The following is a 22,809-nucleotide window of genomic DNA, read 5'->3' on the forward strand; positions in this document are numbered from 1 at the left end:
CGCAGGCATGCATCCGCACGTTTCGGGGGTGTGCGAAACGGTTAAAGGGTTACGTTCGAGGCGAGTTGCTCGGCGCCCCGGAAGTGGCCGGATGCACATCCGGCCGGACCTTGGTGCACAAGGTCCGGCCGGATGCGTGAGGTTGACGGCGCGAGTTGACGCGACGTCCAAGAAGGTCAGCCCAGGAGGCTCGCCAGCTCGACGTGCTCGAGGCCGTGCGCCTCGGCGACCTCCTTGTAAACCACCTTGCCGTCATGGGTGTTGAGGCCCAGACCGAGGGCGGCGTCGCGGCGCAGCGCCTCGACCCAGCCGTTGTTCGCCAGCGACACGATGTACGGCAGCGTGGCGTTGGTCAGGGCGTAGGTGGAGGTGTTCGGAACCGCGCCCGGCATGTTGGCGACGCAGTAGAAGACCGAGTTGTGAACCTGGAAGGTCGGCTCGGCGTGGGTGGTCGGGTGCGAGTCCTCGAAGCAGCCGCCCTGGTCGATCGCAATGTCGACAAGGACACTTCCGGGCTTCATCTTGGCGACGAGCTCGTTGGTGACCAGCTTCGGGGCCTTGGCGCCCGGGATGAGGACGGCGCCGATGACGAGGTCCGCCTCGACGACGGCCTTCTCCAGCTCGAAGGCGTTGGAGACGATCGTCTTCACCTTGGTGCCGAAGATCTTGTCGGCCTCGCGGAGCTTGTTGATGTCACGGTCGAGCAGGGTCACGTGGAAGCCCATGCCGACGGCGATCTGGGTGGCGTTCCAGCCGGAGACGCCGCCGCCGATGACGACGCACTCGCCGGCGTGGGTGCCGGGGACGCCGCCGGGGAGCACGCCACGGCCGCCGACCGAGCGCATCAGGTGGTAGGCGCCGACCTGCGGGGCCAGGCGGCCCGCGACCTCGGACATCGGGGCGAGCAGCGGCAGGGCGCGGTTCGCGGTCTCGACGGTCTCGTAGGCGATGGCGGTGGTGCCGGACTCCAGCAGCGCGTCCGTGCACTCGCGGGAGGCGGCGAGGTGCAGGTACGTGAAGAGGGTCTGGTCCTTGCGGAGGCGGTGGTACTCCTCCGCGATGGGCTCCTTGACCTTCAGCAGCAGGTCGGCCGTGGCCCAGACCTCGTCCGCGGTGGGCAGGATCTGCGCGCCGGCGGAGACGTACTCCTCGTCCGTGATCGAGGAGCCCACACCGGCGTTCTGCTCGACGAAGACCTGGTGGCCGTTGCGGACGAGCTCGTGGACACCGGCGGGGGTGATGGCCACGCGGAACTCGTTGTTCTTGACCTCGCGGGGGATGCCGACCTTCATCGTCGATCACGGTCCTTGAATCAGGGGAAACGGGGGGTGCACTGCGATACATACCCGGATGCACCACGGCACACCGGGACAGACCGCGATCGATCGCGGCGCACCCAGTCTAATGAAGGAGTTCCCCGTGTCTAGCCTTGCAAAGCATTAATCTTCACTGGAAGCACTACGGATTTCGTAGGCGGAAGTCTCGCTTCCGAGGAGTCTTTCGGCCGCGGACCGGTGCAATCGGGCCGCTGCGGGGTCGCCGAGCCGGTCGAGGGTGTCGGCCAGCCGGAGCTGCAGCGCCGCCTGGAGCCGTACGTCCTGGGCCCGTCGTGCCCACTCCACCGCTTCCTCGCAGGTCCGCAGGGACTCCTCGGGTCGTCCCGCGTACTCCTGGACCCGGGCCGCCTCGCTCAACGCCCTCGCGTGACCGGGGAGATCCGCGAGCCGCCGGTAGCCGGCGGCGGCGGCGCGCCAGTTCCGCAGGGCCTCGCCGTAGCGGCCCGCGTAGGTCTGGACGGTGCCGAGCCGTGCGTAGAGCCGGGCCTGGTCGGCCCGCTCGTCGCGGGCGAGGCGCTGGGCGAGGGCCCTGCCGTACCAGTCGCCGGCCCGCTGCCAGTCCCCCAGCTCCTGGTAGGAACCGCCTACGGATTCCATCGCGCGGCCGATCGCGTACGGGTCGTTCGCGGCCCGGCCGGCGTCCAGAGCGGCCCGGTAGCGGGCCAGGGCGTCCTTGGTGCGGCCGGTCCTGGCGTCGAGGTCGGCCATGTTCAGCAGCGCCGCGGCCCGTTCCCGGTGCAGTCCGCGCCGCTCGGCCACGTCCAGGACGAGCCGGTGCAGGCCGTAGAGGACGGGCGCGGCCGCTTCGGCGCCGCGGTGCGCGGTCTCGGCCCTGACCAGGGCGGCGACGAGCCGGCGGGCCAGGGTGTCGAGCTCCCCGTCGGCGACGGCGAGGCGGGCGGAGGCGAGCAGTACGGGCCGGCGGCTCTCCAGCCAGTCCGCGGCGGCGGGCACGTTCGTGAAGCGCAGGGCCCGGGGCAGTCCGGCGAGCTTCTTGCGTGCCGTGGACCCCTCGGGCTCGGTGACCGCGCGGCAGGACTGGAGGAGCCGTACGGTCCGCTCCAGCATCCGGGCCCGGGCGAGCTGGACCTCGGCGGGGCGGTCGCGCTCCTCCATCTGTTCACGGAGCAGGGGCACGAGGTGCCCGGGCACCTCGTACTGGCTGTCCTCCCCCTCGGCGGCGAGACCCAGCGCGACGAAACCGGCCAGAGTGCTCGCGGCCGCCGAGACGGAGCAGCCGGCCAGGGCGGAGGCGGTGTGGGCGTCGGCCCGGCCGAGCGGGGCGAGGGCGAGGTATCGCAGTATCCGGGCGGCCGGTGGGGCCAGGGACTCGTGGACCAGGTGGAACGCCCGGGAGAGCGGGTCGCCGGAGAGGGCGCGCAGCCGCTTGGCGAGGTCGGCGACGGAGGCCTTGGGGCGGGCGCCGAGCCAGCCGCCGGCGAGGACGACGGCGGCGGGCTGGCCGCCGCACTCCTCGACGAGGGTCTCGGCGGCCTGCGGGTCGACCGTCACCCGGACGGAACCGGTGAAGGCGGTGAGCAGCTCGATCGCCGACTTGGGGTCGAGGCCGCCGAGGGTGCAGGGCCGGACGTCGGGGATTCCGGTGAGCGGTCCCTTGGCGACGGCGACGACGAGCGCGTCGGGGTTGTCGGGGATGAGCGGGTCGACCTGTTCGGCGTCGACGGAGTCGTCGAGGAGGAGGACGCAACGGCGTGCGGCGAGGGCCTCGCGGACGAGTTCGGTCAGCTCGTCCTCCCCGGCTCCGGGCGGTTCGGCGACACCCAGGTCCTGGAGCAGCCCCTGCGCGACACGCGCGGTGGGGACCGGGTCGCCGCCGGGTTCGGTGAGCCGGGCGCGGAACACACCGTCGGGGTAGGCCGTACCGAATCCCGCGACGAGTTCCTCGGCGAGCCGCGTCCGTCCTGAGCCAGGGCGCCCGGCGATCAGCAGGACACGCGCGCGGGGTGCCTTGTGGCCGGCGAGGGTGTCGAGTCCGGTCCGTTCGATGTCGGCGCGCAGAGCTTTCAACTCCCGCTGGCGACCGTAGAAGTTCCGCACCCCGCCCGCTGCCACCGCCTGATCCGTCACGGGCCACGCTCCCGTCCACCTGCGCACGACCGATCCCGCGGGGGTCTCCGCACGGGCGATTCCGAGCGTAGTTCAGGGCGTGCACCGGACCCGGCGGAGCAGGGCGGACAGGTCCCCCGATCGGATCAGCAGATGTTCAGACCGGAGTCAGGGTCGTGGGCCTTCCTCCCCGGGGGCGGAAGAAGGCCCACTCGGTCGCGGGGCTACGCCTCGAACGGGCGCGCCGGCCAGGGTGCGTCCGCCGGGCGGAGCGCGTCGAGGCCGTCGCCGGCGCGGGCGGCCGCCAGCGAAAGCGCGCCCACGACCAGGCAGTTGTTGTGCAGCTCGCCCGCGAGCGCGCCGCGCACCACGTCCGCGAGCGGGACCCGGGCCAGCTCCATGTCGGCCTCCTCGTCGGAGACGTCGAAGCGTTCGCCCTGTGCCTCCGACAGGTCCCGCGCCAGGAAGATCCGTACCGCCTCGTCACAGCCGCCGGGCGTCGTGTAGACGTCGGTGAGGACCCGCCAGTCCTCTGCCTTGACGTGCGCCTCCTCGTACAGCTCGCGCTGTGCGGCGTGCAGCGGGTTCTCCCCCGGCACGTCGAGGAGGCCGGCCGGGATCTCCCAGAGCTTCTGCCGTACGGGGTGCCGGTACTGCTTCAGGAGCAGCACCCGGTCCTGGTCGTCGAGGGCCACGACCGCCACCGAGCCGGGGTGGACCTGGTAGTCGCGGCGCGCGACCGTGCCGTCGGGCATGACCACGTCGTCCGTGCGGACACTCGTCTTGTTTCCCTGGAACGGGGTCGTCGTCGCGACGACCCGCCACTCCTCCGGGGTGTCCTGCAACTCCATCTGCGTCCTCCCACACGAACCACACACGAAAGCCGGGGTACGGGCCCTGGTGAAGGACCTGTACCCCGGCAACGTTAACTCCTCGTACTACTTGCCCGTCTTGCGCTCGACGGCCGCCTTGACCAGGCCCGCGAAGAGCGGGTGCGGACGCGTCGGACGCGAGCGCAGCTCCGGGTGGGCCTGGGTCGCGACCAGGTAAGGGTGCACCTCGCGCGGGTACTCGACGTACTCGACGAGCTTGTTGTCAGGGGAGGTGCCGGAGAAGACCAGACCGGCCTTCTTCTCCAGCTCCGCGCGGTAGGCGTTGTTGACCTCGTAGCGGTGGCGGTGGCGCTCGTCCACGTACGGCTGGTCGTCGTAGACCTCGCGCACGATGGAGCCTTCGGCGAGCTTCGCCGGGTAGAGGCCGAGGCGCATCGTTCCGCCCAGGTCGCCCGCGCCCTCGACGTACGCGAGCTGCTCCTCCATGGTCGAGATGACCGGGTGGGCGGTGGCCGCGTCGAACTCGGTGGAGTTGGCGTCCGGGATGTCGGCCAGGTTCCGGGCGGCCTCGATGACGATGCACTGCAGGCCGAGGCAGATGCCGAGCAGCGGCACCTTGTTCTCACGGGCGTACTGGATCGCGCCGATCTTGCCGTTGACACCGCGGTCGCCGAAGCCGCCGGGGATCAGGATCGCGTCGACGTCGCCGAGCTGCTTCTTCGCGCCGGCCGCGGTCTTGCAGTCGTCGGAGGTGACCCACTTGACCTTGACCCGCGCCTTGTTGGCGAAACCGCCGGCGCGCATGGCCTCGGTGATCGAGAGGTACGCGTCGGGCAGGTCGATGTACTTGCCGACGAGCGCGACGGTGACCTCGTGCTCCGGATTGTGGACGCGGTCCAGCAGGTCGTCCCAGGTGGTCCAGTCGACGTCGCGGAACGGCAGGTCGAGCTTGCGCACGACGTAGGCGTCCAGGCCCTCGGTGTGCAGGACCTTCGGGATGTCGTAGATCGACTTGGCGTCGATGGCGGCGACGACGGCGGCCTCGTCCACGTCGCACATCAGCGAGATCTTGCGCTTGATGGCGGTGGGGACGTCGCGGTCGGCGCGCAGCACGATGGCGTCCGGCTGGATACCGATGTTGCGCAGCGCGGCGACGGAGTGCTGGGTCGGCTTGGTCTTCAGCTCGCCGGAGGGGCCGATGTACGGGAGCAGCGAGATGTGCACGACGAAGACGTTGTCGCGGCCGACCTCGTGGCGGACCTGACGGACGGTCTCCAGGAACGGCAGCGACTCGATGTCGCCGACCGTGCCGCCGACCTCGGTGATGACCACGTCGACGTCGTCGGTCGCCATACGGCGGATCCGGGACTTGATCTCGTTGGTGATGTGCGGGATGACCTGGACGGTGTCGCCGAGGTACTCGCCGCGCCGCTCCTTGGCGATCACCTGCGAGTAGACCTGGCCGGTGGTGACGTTGGCCGAGCCGTCGAGGTCGACGTCGAGGAAGCGCTCGTAGTGGCCGATGTCCAGGTCGGTCTCGGCGCCGTCGTTGGTGACGAACACCTCGCCGTGCTGGAACGGGTTCATCGTGCCGGGGTCGACGTTCAGGTACGGGTCGAGCTTCTGCATCGTGACCCGCAGGCCCCGCGCCTTGAGGAGCGCACCCAGGCTGGAGGCGGTCAGGCCCTTGCCGAGGGAGGAGGCGACACCCCCGGTGACGAAGATGTGCTTGGTCGTCGTGGTTTTGGGCGGCATCGCCAAGAGGGGGCTCCCGTGGTCGCGTTCTGGAGGTGCGTTCCGGCGTGCCCTCCGGAAGAATCGGGGGGTGCCGTCGCTGCGGTTGCGGGGGCTCGGCTGTCGCCGTTTCCCACCGGTCCACGGGGTACCAGGGTATCAGCGACATCGGGAGACTGCTTCCGGCCACACGGGGCAGTCGAGTGCACACGGATGGCGACGCGCCCCCCGGGTGCGCGCCCCGGCGCCGGGGGTCCTCGCGGCGTCAAGCCCTGCTCACCCGATCGGAGCCACGACGTGACGAGAACGCAACGCGATGCGTCGTATCCTGCTCGGACACTCGCCGCCGAGCGTCAACGATCAGTTGACCGCCGACCTGACCGCTGACCTGTAGCAAGCGCCCTGCGGGGCGGACGTGGCCGTTCGATCTGGAGAGAGCACGTGGCCGGGCGCATCGAGGATTACGCACTCATCGGAGACATGCAGACCGCCGCCCTGGTCTGCCGGGACGGCAGTGTCGACTGGCTCTGCCTGCCCCGCTTCGACTCGCATGCCGTCTTCGCGGGGCTCCTCGGCACGGAGGAGCACGGATTCTGGCGGGTCGGTCCCGCCGTTCCGAACGGCGCTTCCCCGCCACCCGCAGACCGCCGGCGCTACCGCGGTGACTCGCTCATCCTGGAGTCCGAGTGGGACACCCCGCGCGGCACGGTCCGGGTGACCGATTTCATGCCCCCGCGTGACGGCGCGCCGCAGCTGATCCGGATCGTGGAAGGCGTCTCCGGCCGGGTGCCGATGCACTCCGCGCTGCGGATGCGGTTCAGCTACGGACGGGTCGTGCCGTGGGTGCACAAGGTCGGGGACCGCACGGTGGCCGTCGCCGGACCCGACTCGGTGTGGCTGGACATGGACGCCGAGACGCACGGCAAGGACCTCACGACGTACTCGGACTTCACCGTCACGCCGGGTGACCGGGTCACCTTCACCATCAGCTGGCAGCCCTCGCACAAGGAGGCGCCGGCCCTGCCGGACCCGGAGGGTTCGCTGGAGGCGACCGAGGACTTCTGGCGGGAGTGGGTGGAGCACTGCACCTACCACGGCCCGTACCGGGAGGCCGTGGTCCGCTCGCTGATCACGCTGAAGGCGCTGACGTACGCGCCGACGGGCGGCATCGTCGCCGCGCCGACGACCTCCCTGCCGGAGGAGATCGGCGGCGTACGGAACTGGGACTACCGCTACACCTGGCTGCGCGACGCGGCGATCACGCTGTCGTCGATGCTGCGCACCGGATACCGCGAGGAGGCCCGCGCCTGGCGGGACTGGCTGCTCAGGGCGGTCGCGGGCGACCCGGAGAACCTGCAGATCATGTACGGGATCGCGGGCGAGCGGGAGCTCGGCGAGGCCGAACTGGACTGGCTGCCGGGGTACGAGAACTCCGGCCCGGTCCGGGTCGGCAACGGGGCGGCCAACCAGCTCCAGCTGGACGTGTACGGCGAGGTCACCGAGGCCCTGCACCTGGCGCACATGACGGGACTCTCCCGCAACGACTACGCCTCACTGCTCCAGCTCAAGCTGATCCGCTACCTGGAGACGCACTGGGACCAGCCCGACGAGGGCATCTGGGAGGTGCGCGGGCCGCGCCGCCACTTCGTGCACTCCAAGGTGATGGCCTGGGTGGCGGTCGACCGCACGATCAAGCTCATCGAGTCCGGGGACGCCGACGGCCCGCTGGAGCGCTGGCGCGAGCTGCGCGACGAGATCCACCGGGACGTGTGCGAGAAGGGCTACGACAAGGAGCGGAACACGTTCACGCAGTCGTACGGCTCCAAGGAGCTGGACGCCTCGCTGCTGCTCATTCCGCAGATGGGCTTCCTCCCGCCGGACGACAAGCGGGTCATCGGCACGATCGAGGCGATCCAGCGGGAGCTGTCCACGGAGGACGGCTTCGTGCTGCGCTATCCGACCGCGGGCGAGGAGGCCGGCGTGGACGGCCTGGAGGGCGACGAGGGCGCCTTCCTGGCGTGCTCGTTCTGGCTCGCCGACGACCTGGCGATGATCGGGCGCGTGGACGAGGCCCGCAAGCTCTTCGAGCGGCTGCTCGCGCTCCGCAACGACCTGGGGCTCCTCGCCGAGGAGTGGGACCCGCGGCTGCAGCGGCAGGTGGGGAACTTCCCGCAGGCCTTCAGCCACGTGCCGCTGATCGACACGGCGCTGCGGCTGACGGCGAGCGGGGCGTACGGCGGCTGAGGCGCGGGGCGGGGCCGAGGCGCGCCACGGGGCTGAGGCGCGGGACAGGGCTCCCCGGAATACGCTGAAGGGGACCTGTCCCCCCTCGGAAAGGGGGGCGCCATGGCTCCCCGTACCCACGTCCCGGACAGCGCCCTCGCCGGACTCCGTGAGGATCTGGCGGGCGAGGTGTACGTGCCCGGCGATCCCGGCTACGACGAGGCCCGGAAGATCCACAACGGCATGATCGACCGGCGCCCGGCGGTCATCGCCCAGTGCGCGACTGCGGAGGACGTCTCCAACGCGGTCCTCTTCGGCCGGGAGACCGAGCTGCCCGTCGCCGTGCGCGGCGGCGGTCACAGCGTCGCCGGGAGCTCCGTCGTCGACGACGGGCTCGTGATCGATCTGCGCCGGATGCACGCGGTCGTCGCCGACCCGGAGCACCTGACCGCGCGGGTCGAGGGCGGCGCCACGATGAGCCATCTGGACCGCGCGACCCAGCCGTTCCATCTGGCCACCACCGGCGGCCGGGTCTCCACGACGGGCGTTGGCGGCTTCACGCTGGGCGGCGGATCGGGCTGGCTGGAGCGGAAGTTCGGGCTTGCCTGCGACAACCTCCTCGCCGCCGAGCTGATCACCGCCGAGGGCAAGCACGTGCACACGGACGCGAAGGAGAACCCGGAGCTGTTCTGGGCGCTTCACGGCGGCGGCGGGAACTTCGGCGTCGCGACCTCGCTCACCCTGCGGCTGCACGAGCTGCCGGAGATGAGCATCGCGATGCTCTTCTTCCTGCCGGAGAAGGCCCCCGAGGTGGTGCGTCTCTTCCGGGACCTCGGCGAGTCCGCTCCGGACGAGGTGGGCGGCGGGGTCATCTACTTCCCGGCTCCGCCCGAGCCGTTCGTGCCCGACCATCTCGTCGGGCAGCTGGTCTGCGGCGCGCTGTTCACCTGTGCCGGTCCCGTCGCCGAAGTCCGCGAACTGGCGGCGCCGCTGTTCGCCCTGGGCCCGGTGATCGAGGTCGTCACCGACATCGCGTACGCGGATCTCCAGTGCATGATCGACGACCCGCCAGGGCTGCGGAACTACTGGTCGGCCGAGTATCTGACGGGTTTCCCGGACGAGGCCGTGGACGTCTTCTGCTCCCGCTCGGAGCAGATCCCGATGCCCACGGGCACTCAGAACGTGCTGTTCATGCAGGGCGGCGCGGTCGCGGCCGGCCCGGCCGACCACCCGATCCCGTGGCGTTCGTCGCCCTGGGCCGTCCACCCCTTCGCCACCTGGACGGACCCCGCGGACGACACCCGTACGGTCCAGTGGGTACGGGACGTCCGGGCCGATGTGCGGCCGTGGTCGACCGGAGCCGTGTATCTGAACTTCATCGGCTCCGAGGGCGAGGACCGGGTCGTCTCCGGCTTCGGAGCCGAGAACTACCGCAGGCTCGCCGCCGTCAAGGCCGCGTACGACCCCGACAACGTCTTCCGCTTCAACCACAACATCACTCCGGCCGGCGCCTGAGCCTCACCGAAGCGCGTCGATCACCTCCCGTGCGGCCCGCTCGCCCTCGGTGGCCCCTCCCTCCATGAAGCCCTGGAAGTCGTAACTGCAGTGCTCGCCGCCGATGTGGATGTTGCCCTGGGCGGTTCCCTCGTAGCCCGCGTACCGGTGCAGATATCCGACCGGCCAGCAGGAGTACGCACCGAGCGCCCATGGGTGGCGGTGCCAGGCGGAGAGCTGGGCGCGGCCGGTGTACGCCGTGGAGGTGCCGGGGAAGAAGGCGTCGATGCCGGTCAGGTGACGGCTCACCAGACTCCGTACGTACGGGTCGGACTGGGTGGAGAACGGCCCGGCGGGCGTGAGGGACTTGGCGAGGCTGCCGCCGCCGTACTGGATGAGGATGCCTCCCGTACCGCCCTGGATCTTGGTGGTGTCCCAGGTCTGCTGGACCTCGGCGTCGGTGAAGCAGTCGCCGGCGGAGACACCCGGCCAGGCGCCGGTGCCGCGCCATGGGCGGGTGCCGAACTGCATGTTGAGCTTGGTGCAGTACCCCATCCGGGCATCCCGCAGCAGGTTCTTCATCAGCGGGTCGAACCCCGCCTGGGTGAGGTCGAGCTGCTTGAGGACCGGCAGCGGCAGGCAGAGGACGGTGTGGTCGGCGGTGACGGTGCGGGTGGCACCGGCCTCGCTGAAGGTGAGGGTCTGCGTGCCGTCCACGTTGGCCCGTACCGCGGTCAGCGCCCAGCCGTGGCGCACGGTGCCGGGCGCGAGAGCGGCCGCGATCGCGTTCGGAAGCCGGTCGTTGCCGCCGGTGATGTGGTAGCGCTCGTTGGACAGCCCCCAGATGTTGAAGTTGCCGGGATTGGTCTGGTAGCCCATGAGCAGGACGAGGGCGAGCGAGGACTGTTCGGTGGTGTCGGCGCCGTACTCGACGTTGTAGGCGACGTCGATGAAGCGGCCGAGCGGCGAGGAGTGTCCGCCGGGCACTCTCGACTCGATCCACGCGTGGACGGACATGTTGTCGAGCGCGGTGCCGGTCGGGGTGGTGCGGTTCCAGGTGACCTCGCCGGCCTCCGACAGATCACGGCGCAGCGCCTGATAGACCGCTTTGAAGTCCTCGTCGGCCTGGTGGCGCGGGTAGTACGCGCCGTTGAACCAGAGGACCTCCTCCGCGCCGGTGGGGCCGCCGCCGAGGAAGTCCTCGACGGGGAGGTCGAAGCGACGGCAGAGTTCCAGCATCTTCTTGTGGCTGGTGTCGATGAGCTCGCCGCCGATCTCGGAGGTCTGCCCGTACGCCCAGTGGCTCCGCTGGGTCCACATCCGGCCGCCGACGCGCGAGGGGTCCGCCTCGTAGAGCGTGGGGCTCAGGCCCGCGTCCTGCAAGGTGAGGGCCGCGGTCAGGCCGGAGATACCGGCGCCGACCACCGCGACACGGGCGGGCGTCACCGCGCGCGCCACGGCCGGCCGGGAGACCGCCGTGGCCGCGGTGACGGCCACCCCGGCCGCGGCGGCGTACTTCAGGAGGGAGCGGCGGCCCATCGGGTCGGACCTCATCCCCCTCAACTCGTCGACGGGGAGGTTCAGTCGTCGGGCGTCGGCGTGCTCGGCGGCGAGGCGGTGCAGGAGGTGCATCGGATTCGTGCGTGCCATGAGGCGCTCCTGGAGAGGTGAGGGATCAGCTCTGCGGTACGGCGGTGGGGGCGGGGGCCGGCTGTGTGTCGTCGTCGCGCTCGGTCGCGTCCTCCAGGACGATCCGGCCGATGATCTCGTAGCGCTCGGGCCGCCTGGCCTTGAGGTAGAAGCCCAGGCCGAGGCCGCCGAGGAAGACCGCTCCGACGATCCACGGGATCGCCTTGAAGAGGAGGGAGTCGGCCGCGAGGCCCGCCGCGGTCTTCATGTTCACGATCAGCAGGACGACCACGGCGATCATGCCGATTCCGCCGAGCAGCGGCGCGGTGAGCGTCTTGAACCAGTGCCGGTCCTCGGGGTGATGCGCGCGGAAGTAGCCGATGACGGCGAAGGAGCAGAGGGTCTGGACGATGAGGATGGCCATCGTGCCGAGGATCGCGAGCAGCGTGTAGAGGTGGATGTACGGGTCCTGACCGGTGAGCCAGAAAGCGCCGACGAGGGCGACGGCGATGGCGCTCTGGACGTAGGAGGCGATGTACGGCGAGCCGTGTCGGGGGTGTGTTCGCCCGAGCGCCGGGTGGAGGAACCCCTCGCGACCGATGGCGTACAGGTAGCGGGAGGCGCACTGGTGGAAGGCCATGCCGCAGGCGAAGGAGCCGGTGAGCAGCAGCCACTGGAAGGCGTCGACGGCCCAGGCGCCGATGAAGGCCTGGGTGGGGGCGAAGAAGAGGTCGAGGGGCGCGGCGGAGGAGGACAGCTTCACGGAACCGGAGAGCCCGTTGCCCGCGATGGTCATCCAGGAGACGTAGATGTAGAAGAGGCCGACGCCGATGACGGAGACGAGTGTGGCGCGGGGGATGACCCGCTTGGGGTCGCGGGACTCCTCGCCGTACATCGCCGTCGACTCGAAGCCGACCCACGACCAGAACGCGAAGAAGAGTCCGAGCCCGGCGGACGCACCGGTGAACGCGTTCTTCGGGTTGACCGGCTCGACCGGGATGCCGTCGGGACCGCCGCCGGAGATCAGCACGGCGGTGGCGACGGCGAACAGGACCGCGATCTCGGCGATGAGCATCACGCCGAGCGCCTTGGCGGTGAGGTTGATGTCGAAGTGCGCGAGGACGGCGGTCACGGCGAGCATCGCCGCCGCGTACACGATCCACGGCAGGTCCACGCCGAGCTGGTCGGCCACCGTCGTCCGGGTGAAGTAGGCGAAGACGCCGACGATCGAGGCCTCGAAGACGATGTACGCGAGCACGGCGAGCATGCCGGAGGCCATGCCGGCGATCCGGCCGAGTCCGTGCGAGATGTAGCCGTAGAAGGCCCCCGCGGCGGTGATCCGCTTGGCCATGGCCACATAGCCGACCGAGAAGACGGTCAGGACGAGGGTCGCGAAGAGATAGCCGGCGGGCGCGCCGGTGCCGTTGCCGAAACCCACGGCGATGGGGAGGTTTCCCGTCATCGCCGTGATCGGCGCGGCGGTGGCGACGGCCATGAAGACGACGCCGACCAGACCGACCGAGTTCGCTTTGAGTCGCTGCACCTCAGGGGTGGGGTTCTCTGCCATGGCCGGAGAGGATCCTCTCGCGTGACGTACGCCACAATCGACATGCGGTCGCGCAATTGGCCCAACGGGACGACGAGTTGTCGACGAAATGGACGAAGTGTCGGGCCCGGTGACCCCGCGGTGATGTTGCCGGAACATGTACGGAGGTAGCGTCCGGCTCCATGGACAGTCAGGGCGGGATCACCGTGCAGCGGGCGCTGGAGCTGCCCGGACTCCGCAGCGGCCTCCCGGAGGTGGTCGCGGGTGCGGACCGGCTGAACCGGACCGTGCGCTGGGTGCACGCGGGCGAGGTCCCCAACATCGCGTCGCTGCTCAAGGGCGGCGAGCTGCTGCTCACGACCGGCCTGGGGCTCGGTACCCGCCCGGCAGAGCAGCGCGCCTTCGTACGGCGGCTCGCGGACCGGGGCATCGCGGCGCTGGTGGTGGAGCTGGGGCCGAGGTTCTCGCGGCTTCCGGCGACGATCGTGGAGACGGCGCGGTCGGCCGGCCTGCCGCTGGTGCAGCTGCACCGCGAGGTGCCGTTCGTGGCCGTCACGGAGGAGATCCACACCGAGATCGTCAACGGCCACTACGCGCTGCTGCGGCAGGCCGAGGAGGTCCACCGGCAGTGCACGGAGGCGCTGCTCGGCGGCGGCGGGGTGCCGCAGGTGCTGCGGATCCTCGCCGACTTCGCGGCGAACCCGGTCTTCCTGGAGACGGCGGACGGGCAGCTGCTCTACGCGGCCGGCACGGAGTCGGGGCCGGCGGACCCGCTCCAGGTGTGGGACGGGCTGCGAGGCCAGCGGGCGGCACGCGAGTCGGGGCCGCCGACGGGAGCCGTGCTCGTGGACGTGCCCGGCGGAGGACCCGGTACGGGATCGGTCCGCGCCCGCCTTGTGCTCCTCGCGGTCTCCGGACCGCTCGCCCCGGTGCACCGGATGGCGGCCGAGCGGGCGGCGGGGATCCTGGCGGTCGTGCTGATGCAGGCCCGCCAGGAGGAGGAGCTGGCGGCGCGGGGCAGGGGCGACTTCCTGACGGACCTGGCGGAGGGCCGGATCACTCCCGAGGACGCGCCGGCGCAGGCACGGGTGCTGGGCTTCCGCCCGGGGGACGGCCCGCTGCTGCCCGTGGTCATGCGTCTCGCCTCCGAACTCTCCCCGTCGGGCAACTGGGCGCTGCTCGCCCGGGCGGTCCTGGAGGAGCTGTCGTCGGTGGGCGTTCCGGTCCTGCTCGGCGTACGGCCGGTGGAGGGCCGGGTGCCTCTGCTGCTCGGCCTGCGCTCGGAGTCGGAGCGTACGGCGGTGGCGGACCGGGTCGCGACGGCGCTGCGCGCGGGTGTGGAGCGGGCCGGTCTCGAAAGGCCCGGGGCGCATCCGCCGGTGGTCGTGGTGGGCGTCGCGGGCGGCTGGGCGGCGGCATCGGCGTCCCTGCGGCACGTGGGCGAGACGGCGACGGCCGCGCAGGGCCTCTCCGACCGCCCCTGGTACGACGCGCGGCGCCTCGACATCGACCTGCTGCTGTGGCGCCTGCGCGACCATCCGGACCTCGCGGCCTTCGTGGACCGGGCGATCGGCCCCCTGCGGGATCACGACCGAACCGCCCGCCCGCCGCTGCTCCCGACCCTGGAGACCTACCTCGCCCACGCGGGCCGGAAGGCGGAGACGGCGCGCGAACTCCATCTCAACCGACAGACGCTCTACAACCGCCTGGCCCGTATCTCCGAACTCCTCGGCACCGACCTGGACGACCCGCAGACGGTGCTCGCCCTGTCGCTCGCGCTCCGGGCGCGACGACACACGCCGTAGGGCGGGACGGGCTCAGGGGCGGCCGGACAGCTCGTCGTACACGCTCAGGACGTGCGCGATCGTCTCGTCCTCCGTCGGCCAGGTCCTGGCCTGCATCCGTCCCGCCGCCGCCAGGTCCATGCGGCGGTCGGCGTCCTCCAGCAGCCCGCGTACGGCCTCCGCCAGCGCCGGCGCGTCACCCCACGGCACCAACTCCGCGGCGTGACCGACCAGTTCGGGCACACCGCCGACCGCCGTGGCGACCAGCGGCACACCGAGCCGCAACGCCTCCTGCGCGAGCAGGGCCCGCGCCTCCCAGCGGGACGGCAGGACCGCCACGTCGGCAGCCGCCAGGAGCTCCGCGACGTCCTCGCGGCGGCCGATCAGCCGGACGGCGAGGCCCTCCGCCTCGATCCGACGCTGGAGCGCGGCACGTTCGCGCCCCTCGCCCGCGATCACCAGCAGGGGCTGCGGATCCATGTCCCGCCACTCCCGGGCCGCGTCCAGGAGCAGCCCGTACCCCCGCTCGGGCACCAGCGCGCCGACGGCCATCAGCAACGGCCTGTCCACCGCGCCCAGTTCCGCCCGCGCCTTGCCGTCGTGCAGACAGACGGGTGCCCGTGAGGCGGGCACGGTCACGGGGGCGAGGCGTGCGTCGCGCGCGCCCCGCCGCCGCGCCCGGTCGACCAGCTCCGACGAGGTCCCCAGGACGACGGCCGACGCCCGCACCGTCTTCCGTTCGAGCAGCCGCAGCAGCCCGCCCCGCGCCCCGTCCACGTGGCTGCGGGTGTGCCAGGTCGTCACGAGCGATGGCGCACGGACCGCGCCCGACAGCGCGAGCGTCGCGCGTACGGAGGCGTGCAGGCCGTGCGCGTGCACGACGTCGGCGCCGATGCAGGCGCTACGGAGCTGAGCGACCGTCGCGGGGTCGTTGCGGCGCGGGACGGGCACGAAGTGCGCGCCGGCGCCGATGAAGTCGTAGGCGCGGTCGAGTTCGGCCGGGGCGCACACGGTCACCCGCACGCCCCTCGCCACGAGCCCCGAGGCAAGTGATCGGACGTGCGCGCTGCTGCCCGCGCTGCCGCCGCCCAGCACTTGGACCGTACGGAGCTGTGTCACGCGCCCAAGGATGCCAGCCCGTACGCACGTTCCGGCACCGAAGGCCCGTCGTCGCCGTGTCCAAGGCCCCAACTCGTCACGCGCTATCACTCACACGGGTGAACGCGCGAGGGTGCTGACCTGGTCTCCGTAAGCCGTCGCGGCGATGAGCGCGGCCGCGTGGACCGCGAGTCCGAACCGCCCGTTCCCGGCGGCGATGGCACTGCCGACGGCGGCGCCGAGCGCGTGGGCGCCGGTATCACCGAGCATGGTGCGCTCCCCGAGGTCTTCGGCCAGGACGGCGATCGCGGCGCCCATGGGGGCGGCGGCCAGCGTTCCGCGCAGCAGTCCCGGTGCGGCGAGCCCGAGCACCGTCAACCCGGCACGCCCCGGCGCCACGTCCACGAGGTTGACGAAGTGCGCGGTGCCGGCGATGACGACGCCCGCGAGGACCTTGTCGACGGGGCGCTCCTTGAGCAGTGCCCCGGCCACGAGCCCGGTCGCGCCGATCCCGAGGAGCTTCACGGTCCCGCTGGTGACCTCGCCCTCGCGCAGGGCCCCGAGGTGCGCACGGAAGCCCCGGCGGTGGTCGCCCCTCACGTCGTCGTACGCCCCGCAGGCCCCGGCGGCGAGCACGGCGAAGGCCGCCGGCCCTGCCCCGGTCTCCTGCCGGGTGGACCCCCGTCTCGCCGCGCTCGCGATCCCCACGGCCGCACCGAGGGCGGTGGCGGGACCGGCGTACAGGTCGACGCTCCGCCCCGCGTGGTTCTCCCGCCGCCACCGCGGATCGTCCCGCCGCCGCAACGCCCCGTACGCCGCCCGCGCGACCCCCGCGGCCACGACGAACGCCCCCACCCTGCTCCACGTCCCGATCACGCCCCCACCCTAGGCACACCCCCACCCGCCCCGGAAGCGGCCCCCGGGACCTCAAGGCGACCCCCCGGACTCCTCAGGGCGACGCCTTTGGGGAGCTGGATCAAAGATCTCGCCCGAACGAGCCGCTGATTACGGCTCGATCCGCACCGACGCGTTCGGGAGGGCGTGGGATGCCCTGCCGTATTCCGCGAGCCATGACGCGCTACGTGGCCGATGCCAGGACCTTGCTGCACATCGTGGCGACCGGGGTGCGGATCAGTCCCGATCATTAGCTGGTCGCACCAAAACCGGTGCGCTCGCAGGCAGTGTCGCTGCTGTTTGAACGGGTCGGATGCGGCGAGCTCGACGAGGTCGAGGCGTTGCGAATGCACGAGAGCCTGACCGAGGTGAAGATGCGGCTGCTGGGTGACCGCCGGCCCGGTGGGCGATGGGGCTGGACGGGTGCAGTTCGGCGGCTGCCCTCGGGGTCCTCCGACCGCAACGGCGAGCAGCCGGATTACATGGGCCTGCGCCTCTGCGGCGGGGCGTGCCGGCGGCCTTCCAGAGCCGGGTCCGACGGACGAAAGAGCTCCATGGCAAAGCGCGAACCTCGCAACCGCACGTGTCGCCCCCTGCTCCGCGGCCTCGCCGCCGCCGTGCTCGCGGCTGGCTTGCTGGTGGCCTCGACGGGACCCGGATACGGGACCGACGCGGACGCTCCGGCGGCGTCCGGCGCACAGTTCACACCGTTGACGGCGGCGGTGATGACCGAACCGACGCCGTTCGTCGCCACGGACGGCAAGACCCACCTCTCGTACGAGCTGCTCACCACCAGCTCACTGTCCAGCAGCACGCCGGTGCGGCTCGACCGTGTCGACGTCCGGGACGCCCGCACCCATCGGGTCATCGGCTCGCTGAGCGGGCAGGCGCTGGCCGACGCCGCCAATCCGGTGGGTGACCCCCTGCCGGGTGCGGACGGGTACACCCCGGCGCCGCCGGGGCCGACGCCGACCGTCATCCAGGGCTCCCAGCAGTGGGTCATCTGGATCGACCTGATCCTCGACCGCGGTCAGCCCGCGCCCAGGGCCGTCGAACACCATCTCTCGGGTGCCGTCCTGACCGCCTCCGGCTCCTCCGCCTTCGAGGAGACGGTGCAGCGCACCCGGCTCTCCCGCACCGGGCCGTTGAATCTGGGTGCGCCGGTCCGTCCTGGCACCTGGTACTCCAGCGAGTCGTGCTGCGGCAACACCCACCACCGGCGCGGCCTCGGCCCGATCAACGGTCGCTTCTACGTGCCGCAGCGCTTCGCGATCGACTGGTACCGGGTCGGCGAGCAGGGGCAGACCTGGGAGGGCGACCCCGCGCAGCTCACCAGCTACCTGAGCTACCGTCAGCCGGTCGTGGCCTCGGCCGGCGGCAGAGTGGTGGAGGTCCAGGACGGAATCCGGGACAACACGCCGCCCGTCACGCCGCCCGTCCCGCCGATCGAGGAGACCGTCGGCAACCACGTCACCCTGGAGGTCGCGCCGGGCCGCTATCTGCTCTACGCCCACCTGGCGGCCGGCTCGCTCAAGGTCCGGGAGGGCGACCGGGTCGAACCCGGCCAGGTCCTCGGCCTGATCGGCAACAGCGGCAACTCGACCACGCCCCACCTGCACTTCCAGGTGATGACCACAGCCCAGTTCTTCCCGACCGACAGCCCACCGTTCACCTTCCGGCAGTTCCGCGTCGTCGGACAGGTCGAACCCCGGATCTGGGACGACAACCTGGGCCTGCAGCCGACCGGCGTCCTGCCGATCACACCCTCCCCGTACGACGGCCGTCACCGCGCGCGCTATCCGCTCGACCGCGAGGTCCTGGAGTTCTGACCGGCCTCCGGTCGGGCCGTCGTCCCGGACTCGCGCCCCGGGCAGTCGCTGCCCGGGGCGCACGGCAGGGCGCTCAGCCGCCCACGGCCACCGGCACGCAGGCCCCCGCCGCTCGGGCAGCGCACCGCGCCGTCAGCTACCGGCCCGCGTCGCCTTCGAGGGCCACTCGACCCTCAGCGGCGCCCACCCCTCCAGGCGGCGCTCAGCCGTCCGCCCGGGCCGTCGCCAGGAGTTCCTCCGCGTGGGCGCGGGCCGTCTCCGAGTCCTCCTGGCCCGCCAGCATCCGCGACAGCTCCCGGACCCGGTCCTCGCCCTCCAGGACGGTCACGCCGGAGCGGGTCACCGAGCCGTCGTTCGTCTTCTCCACCAGCAGCTGGCGATCGGCGAACGCCGCGACCTGCGGCAGGTGGGTGACGACCACGACCTGCGCCGTCTTCGCGAGCTTCGCCAGCCGGCGGCCGATCTCCACGGCCGCCTTGCCGCCGACGCCCGCGTCGACCTCGTCGAAGAGATACGTCGGCACCGGGTCCGTCCCCGCGAAGACGACCTCCACCGCAAGCATCACCCGCGACAGCTCACCACCGGACGCGCCCTTGGCGATCGGCCGCGGCGGCGCGCCCGGGTGCGGAGCGAGCAGCAGCTCGACCTCGTCGGCACCGGACGGCGCGTAAGCGACCCGGCGCCCGCCGACCTCGACGCCCTCCGGGTCCTCGGTCTGGCTGATCGCGAACGACACGCGCGCATGGGGCATGGCCAGCGAGGCGAGTTCCGCGGTGACCGCGTCGGCGAACCGCGCCGCCGCCTCGGTCCGCGCGTCGGTGAGCGCCTGCGCGAGGACCGACAGTTCGGCCCGCAGCGCGTCCCGCTCGGCGGTCAGTTCGCCGATCCGGTCGTCGTCGCCCTCCAGCTCCGTGAGCCGGGCCGCGCTCTCCTGCGCCCACGCCAGAACGGCCGCGACGTCCTCGCCGTACTTCCGTGTGAGCTGCGTCAACGCCGCCCGCCGCTCCTCCACGGCCGCGAGGCGGCGCGGGTCGGCGTCCAGGTTGTCGGCGTATCCGGCGAGCTCCCCCGCCACGTCGGCGAGCAGGATGGAGATCTCGCCCATCCGGTCCGCGAGCGCCGCGAGCGCCGGATCGTGCGACCGTACGGCGTCGAGCGCGCGCCCCGCACCCGCGACCAGGGTCGTCGCGTCGACGGCCTCCGGGTCCTCGGGCTGTCCGGCGAGCGCCGCGTGCGCGAGCGCGGCGGCCGAGGCGAGGGCCTCGGCGTGCCCGAGCCGCTCCGCCTCCGCGGCCAGCTCGACGTCCTCCCCGGCCCGCGGTTCCACGGCCTCGATCTCGCCGAGCCCGAAACGCAGCAGATCGGCCTCCTGGGCCCGCTCGCGCGCCCGGGTGGTGATCTCGTCCAGCTCGGCGACGACGGCCCGCAGCCGCCGGTACGCCTCCCCGTACGAGGCGAGCGGTACGGCGACGGCCTCGCCCGCGTACCGGTCGAGCGCGCCGCGCTGCCGGGCCGGCTTGAGCAGACCCTGCTGGTCGGTCTGGCCGTGCACGGCCACGAGCTCGTCCGCGATCTCGGCGAGCAGGCCGACCGGCACGGAACGCCCGCCGAGATGGGCGCGCGAGCGGCCCTCGGCCGAGACCGTCCGGCTGACGAGCAGCGTGCCGTCGTCCAGCTCGGCACCCGCCTCCTCGGCGCGTACGGCGACGCCCGAGCCGACGGGCAGCGCGATCCGCCCCTCGACCACGGCGGAACCCGCGCCGATCCGCACCAGGGCAGGGTCGGCGCGCCCGCCGAGCAGCAGCCCCAGGCTGGTCACGACCATGGTCTTGCCGGCGCCGGTCTCGCCTGTCACCGCGGTGAAACCGGGCGACAGCTCGACAACAGCGTCGTCGATGACCCCGAGCGACCGTATCCGCATCTCCTCCAACACGGGGAAGACCTTACGAGGTCCAGCCCCGCCTGTGCGACGGACCCTGCCGGAACGGGGTGAATCCGCAGGTCGGGAGCGCGGCTGTCACCCGTGGGGGTGGGAAGCCCCGAACCCGGTCGGGGCGTCCCCGGGCCACTGTCGCGGCATCGGGAGTGCCCAGACCATAGACCGTTTCCGCCCTAGTGGGGAGCCCCGCGCCACCCCGAGACCGGCAGGGCGAACTTCGCCACGAGCCGGTCCGTGAAGGAGGCGTGGTGCAGCCGGGCGAGCCGTACCGGCACCGCGCCCCGCCGGACCTCGACCCGTGCGCCGGCCGGGAGTTCGACCGTCCGGCGGCCGTCGCACCACAGCACGCCGTTCGGCGTGTGCGGCTCGACCTCCACCGCGAGGACGGACTCCGGCGTCGTCACGAGCGGCTTGGCGAACAGGGCGTGCGCCCCGATCGGGACCATGAGCAGCGCCTCGACCTCGGGCCAGATCACCGGCCCGCCGGCCGAGAAGGCGTACGCCGTCGAACCCGTCGGAGTCGCGCAGATCACCCCGTCGCAGCCGAAGCCGGTGACCGGCCGGCCGTCGATCGCGAGCACGACCTCCAGCATCCGTTCCGGGGAGACCTTCTGCACGGCCGCCTCGTTCAGCGCCCAGTCCCGGTGCAGCACGTCACCGTTCTCGTACACGACCACGTCGAGGGTCATCCGCTCCTCGACCTCGTACGCGCGCGTGACGACCCGGTCGACGACCTTGTCGAGGTCGTCGCGCTCGGCCTCCGCGAGGAAGCCGACCCGGCCGAGGTTGACGCCGAGCATCGGCACGCCGGACGCCCGCGAGAACTCCGAGCCGCGCAGGAGCGTCCCGTCGCCGCCGAGGACGACGAGCAGCTCGCAGCCCTCCAGCGCGTCGGTGCAGGCCTCCGGCACGGTCTCCACGGACGGCGGCAGCGGCAGGTCGGCCGCCTCCGCCTCCAGGACGCGGACGCCGATGCCGCTCCGCAGGAGTCCGAGTACGACGAGTTCGGCGCTGCGCACGGCGGCCGGCCGGCCGGTGTGCGCGAGCAGGAAGACAGTACGGCTACCAGGTGGTGCGGTCGTTGAGCTCAACGAGGTCCCTCCGCCACGGCGCGGTCGACATCCGCCGGATCCAGCGCGGGCGCCCCTGCCCGCAGCCACAGAAAGTACTCGACGTTGCCTGAGGGGCCGGGCAGCGGGCTCGCCGTCACGCCCAGCACCCCGAGCCCGAGCTCGGCCGCCTGGCGCGCCACGTTCCGTACGGTGTCGGCCCGGAGCTCGGGGCTGCGGACGACGCCGCCCGTGCCGAGCCGCTCCTTGCCCACCTCGAACTGCGGCTTCACCATGAGCACGAGGTCCGCGTCGGGGGCGGTGCAGCGCACGAGGGCGGGCAGCACGAGGCCGAGCGGGATGAAGGAGAGGTCGCCGACGACCAGGTCGACGGGGGTGTCGTCGATGGCGTCGAGGGTCAGTTCGCGGACGTTCGTCCGGTCCTTCACGGTGACCCGCTCGTCGCTCTGCAGCGACCACGCGAGCTGTCCGTAGCCGACGTCGACGGCGACGACGTGCGCGGCGCCCGCCCGCAGCAGGACGTCCGTGAACCCACCGGTCGACGCGCCCGCGTCCAGCGCCCGCCGGCCCTCGATCGTCAGCCCCTGCGGCACGAAGGCGGCGAAGGCACCGGCCAGCTTGTGGCCGCCGCGCGAGACGTAGTCGGGGTCGGCGTCGTCCTGGGCGACGAGGATGGCCGCGGCCGTCTCGACCTGGGTGGCGGGCTTGGTCGCGACCGTCTTGCCGACGGTCACCCGCCCGGCGGCGATCAGCTGGCTGGCGTGCTCGCGCGAGCGGGCGAGCTTGCGGCGTACCAGCTCGGCGTCCAGACGGCGGCGTGCCACTCCTGCCACGTTCGGTTCAGCTCCTGTGGTTGTACGACGGGTTCTTATGACGGGGTTCTACGACTGGTTGTACGGAGATGCCGACGGGACCGTTCACGGTCCGGGGCTCGGTCCGGGGCGTACGGCGTCGAGCGAGGTCAGCTCGTCGCGCAGCCCACGGTGTACATCCTCGTACACCTCCAGGTGTCCGTCCGCCGGGAGGTGGTCCGCGTCGCCGAGCCGCTCCAGGAGGGCGTCCACGGCGGGACGGCCGGTGGGGACGCGCTCCACGCCGAGGGGCGCGGGCGCGGCGGGCTCGAAAGCCGTCTCCCCGCCCGTGCCCGCCGCCTCGCCCGTGCCCGCCGCCTCGCCCGCCGCCTCGCCCCGGCCCGACGCCGCGTCCTGGGCCTGGGGGGCGTCCGGGCCCGGTCCGGCGGCCTGGGCCGGCTCCCGGTCCCCGCCCGGGGCTGCATCCGTCACGTCGCTCATCCCCCGACGCTATCGCGAAGCCCTGAGGTACGGTCGATCA

General features: G+C 72.2%; 16 protein-coding genes. 4 read left to right on the forward strand and 12 right to left on the reverse strand.

The window, feature by feature from the left end:
- Nucleotides 1-176: 176 nt before the first annotated feature.
- The 4 genes from ald to ACFY8U_RS35730 all read right to left on the reverse strand — a co-directional run bounded on the left by ald (nt 177) and on the right by ACFY8U_RS35730 (nt 5,992).
- Entirely contained in the window at nt 177-1,292 is a 1,116-nt protein-coding gene (ald, locus tag ACFY8U_RS35715; RefSeq protein ID WP_352191660.1) for an alanine dehydrogenase, read from the reverse strand.
- Nucleotides 1,293-1,439: 147 nt separating this feature from the next.
- Nucleotides 1,440-3,425, reverse strand: coding sequence for an AAA family ATPase (locus ACFY8U_RS35720; RefSeq protein ID WP_389576279.1), 1,986 nt, complete (start codon nt 3,423-3,425; stop codon nt 1,440-1,442).
- A 203-nt stretch (nt 3,426-3,628) separates the two neighbouring features.
- A complete protein-coding gene (locus ACFY8U_RS35725) occupies nt 3,629-4,255 on the reverse strand; it encodes an NUDIX hydrolase (protein ID WP_361439288.1) in 627 nt (208 codons plus the stop codon).
- 87 nt (nt 4,256-4,342) lie between these two features.
- Complete coding sequence (locus tag ACFY8U_RS35730; RefSeq protein WP_361439290.1) at nt 4,343-5,992, reverse strand: CTP synthase; 1,650 nt, start codon at nt 5,990-5,992, stop codon at nt 4,343-4,345.
- Between the two features lie 420 nt (nt 5,993-6,412).
- Between ACFY8U_RS35730 and ACFY8U_RS35735 the strand changes: the two genes are divergently transcribed.
- The gene (locus ACFY8U_RS35735; protein WP_361769616.1) at nt 6,413-8,215 is read left to right on the forward strand and encodes a glycoside hydrolase family 15 protein; all 1,803 of its coding nucleotides are present in this window, start codon (nt 6,413-6,415) and stop codon (nt 8,213-8,215) included.
- 102 nt (nt 8,216-8,317) lie between these two features.
- Nucleotides 8,318-9,709 (forward strand): FAD-binding oxidoreductase, encoded by a 1,392-nt coding sequence (locus ACFY8U_RS35740; RefSeq protein WP_389576280.1) that lies wholly within the window; start codon nt 8,318-8,320, stop codon nt 9,707-9,709.
- Between the two features lie 3 nt (nt 9,710-9,712).
- Here ACFY8U_RS35740 and ACFY8U_RS35745 read toward each other — a convergent pair whose 3' ends face one another.
- Together ACFY8U_RS35745 and ACFY8U_RS35750 are read right to left on the reverse strand one after the other, a co-directional pair.
- Nucleotides 9,713-11,338: a flavin monoamine oxidase family protein gene (locus ACFY8U_RS35745; protein ID WP_389576281.1), complete on the reverse strand. Its 1,626-nt coding sequence runs from the start codon at nt 11,336-11,338 to the stop codon at nt 9,713-9,715.
- Between the two features lie 25 nt (nt 11,339-11,363).
- A complete protein-coding gene (locus tag ACFY8U_RS35750) occupies nt 11,364-12,884 on the reverse strand; it encodes an APC family permease (protein WP_389576282.1) in 1,521 nt (506 codons plus the stop codon).
- A 161-nt stretch (nt 12,885-13,045) separates the two neighbouring features.
- Between ACFY8U_RS35750 and ACFY8U_RS35755 the strand changes: the two genes are divergently transcribed.
- Nucleotides 13,046-14,668: a PucR family transcriptional regulator gene (locus tag ACFY8U_RS35755; RefSeq protein ID WP_389576283.1), complete on the forward strand. Its 1,623-nt coding sequence runs from the start codon at nt 13,046-13,048 to the stop codon at nt 14,666-14,668.
- A gap of 12 nt (nt 14,669-14,680) precedes the next feature.
- Here the strand turns inward: ACFY8U_RS35755 and ACFY8U_RS35760 are convergent, their stop codons facing one another.
- Together ACFY8U_RS35760 and ACFY8U_RS35765 are read right to left on the reverse strand one after the other, a co-directional pair.
- Nucleotides 14,681-15,766, reverse strand: a complete 1,086-nt coding sequence (locus tag ACFY8U_RS35760) for a glycosyltransferase family 4 protein (RefSeq protein WP_389576284.1) — start codon at nt 15,764-15,766, stop codon at nt 14,681-14,683.
- A 90-nt stretch (nt 15,767-15,856) separates the two neighbouring features.
- The gene (locus ACFY8U_RS35765; RefSeq protein ID WP_389576285.1) at nt 15,857-16,621 is read right to left on the reverse strand and encodes a hypothetical protein; all 765 of its coding nucleotides are present in this window, start codon (nt 16,619-16,621) and stop codon (nt 15,857-15,859) included.
- Between the two features lie 572 nt (nt 16,622-17,193).
- On the opposite strand from ACFY8U_RS35765, the gene ACFY8U_RS35770 reads away from it, so the two are divergent.
- Nucleotides 17,194-18,468 (forward strand): M23 family metallopeptidase, encoded by a 1,275-nt coding sequence (locus ACFY8U_RS35770; protein ID WP_389576286.1) that lies wholly within the window; start codon nt 17,194-17,196, stop codon nt 18,466-18,468.
- 202 nt (nt 18,469-18,670) lie between these two features.
- On the opposite strand, the gene recN is transcribed toward ACFY8U_RS35770, so the two are convergent.
- The 4 genes from recN to ACFY8U_RS35790 all read right to left on the reverse strand — a co-directional run bounded on the left by recN (nt 18,671) and on the right by ACFY8U_RS35790 (nt 22,769).
- A complete protein-coding gene (gene recN / locus ACFY8U_RS35775) occupies nt 18,671-20,389 on the reverse strand; it encodes a DNA repair protein RecN (RefSeq protein WP_389576292.1) in 1,719 nt (572 codons plus the stop codon).
- A 191-nt stretch (nt 20,390-20,580) separates the two neighbouring features.
- Complete coding sequence (locus tag ACFY8U_RS35780; RefSeq protein ID WP_352191671.1) at nt 20,581-21,498, reverse strand: NAD kinase; 918 nt, start codon at nt 21,496-21,498, stop codon at nt 20,581-20,583.
- Nucleotides 21,495-22,310, reverse strand: a complete 816-nt coding sequence (locus ACFY8U_RS35785; protein WP_361608342.1) for a TlyA family RNA methyltransferase — start codon at nt 22,308-22,310, stop codon at nt 21,495-21,497. Before ACFY8U_RS35785 ends, ACFY8U_RS35780 begins: the two co-directional genes overlap by 4 nt.
- An 84-nt stretch (nt 22,311-22,394) precedes the next feature.
- The gene (locus ACFY8U_RS35790; RefSeq protein WP_389576287.1) at nt 22,395-22,769 is read right to left on the reverse strand and encodes a hypothetical protein; all 375 of its coding nucleotides are present in this window, start codon (nt 22,767-22,769) and stop codon (nt 22,395-22,397) included.
- Nucleotides 22,770-22,809: the final 40 nt, after the last annotated feature.

It is taken from the genome of Streptomyces sp. NPDC012508 (genome assembly GCF_042902595.1).
In the GTDB taxonomy this organism is placed as follows: Bacteria; Actinomycetota; Actinomycetes; order Streptomycetales; family Streptomycetaceae; genus Streptomyces.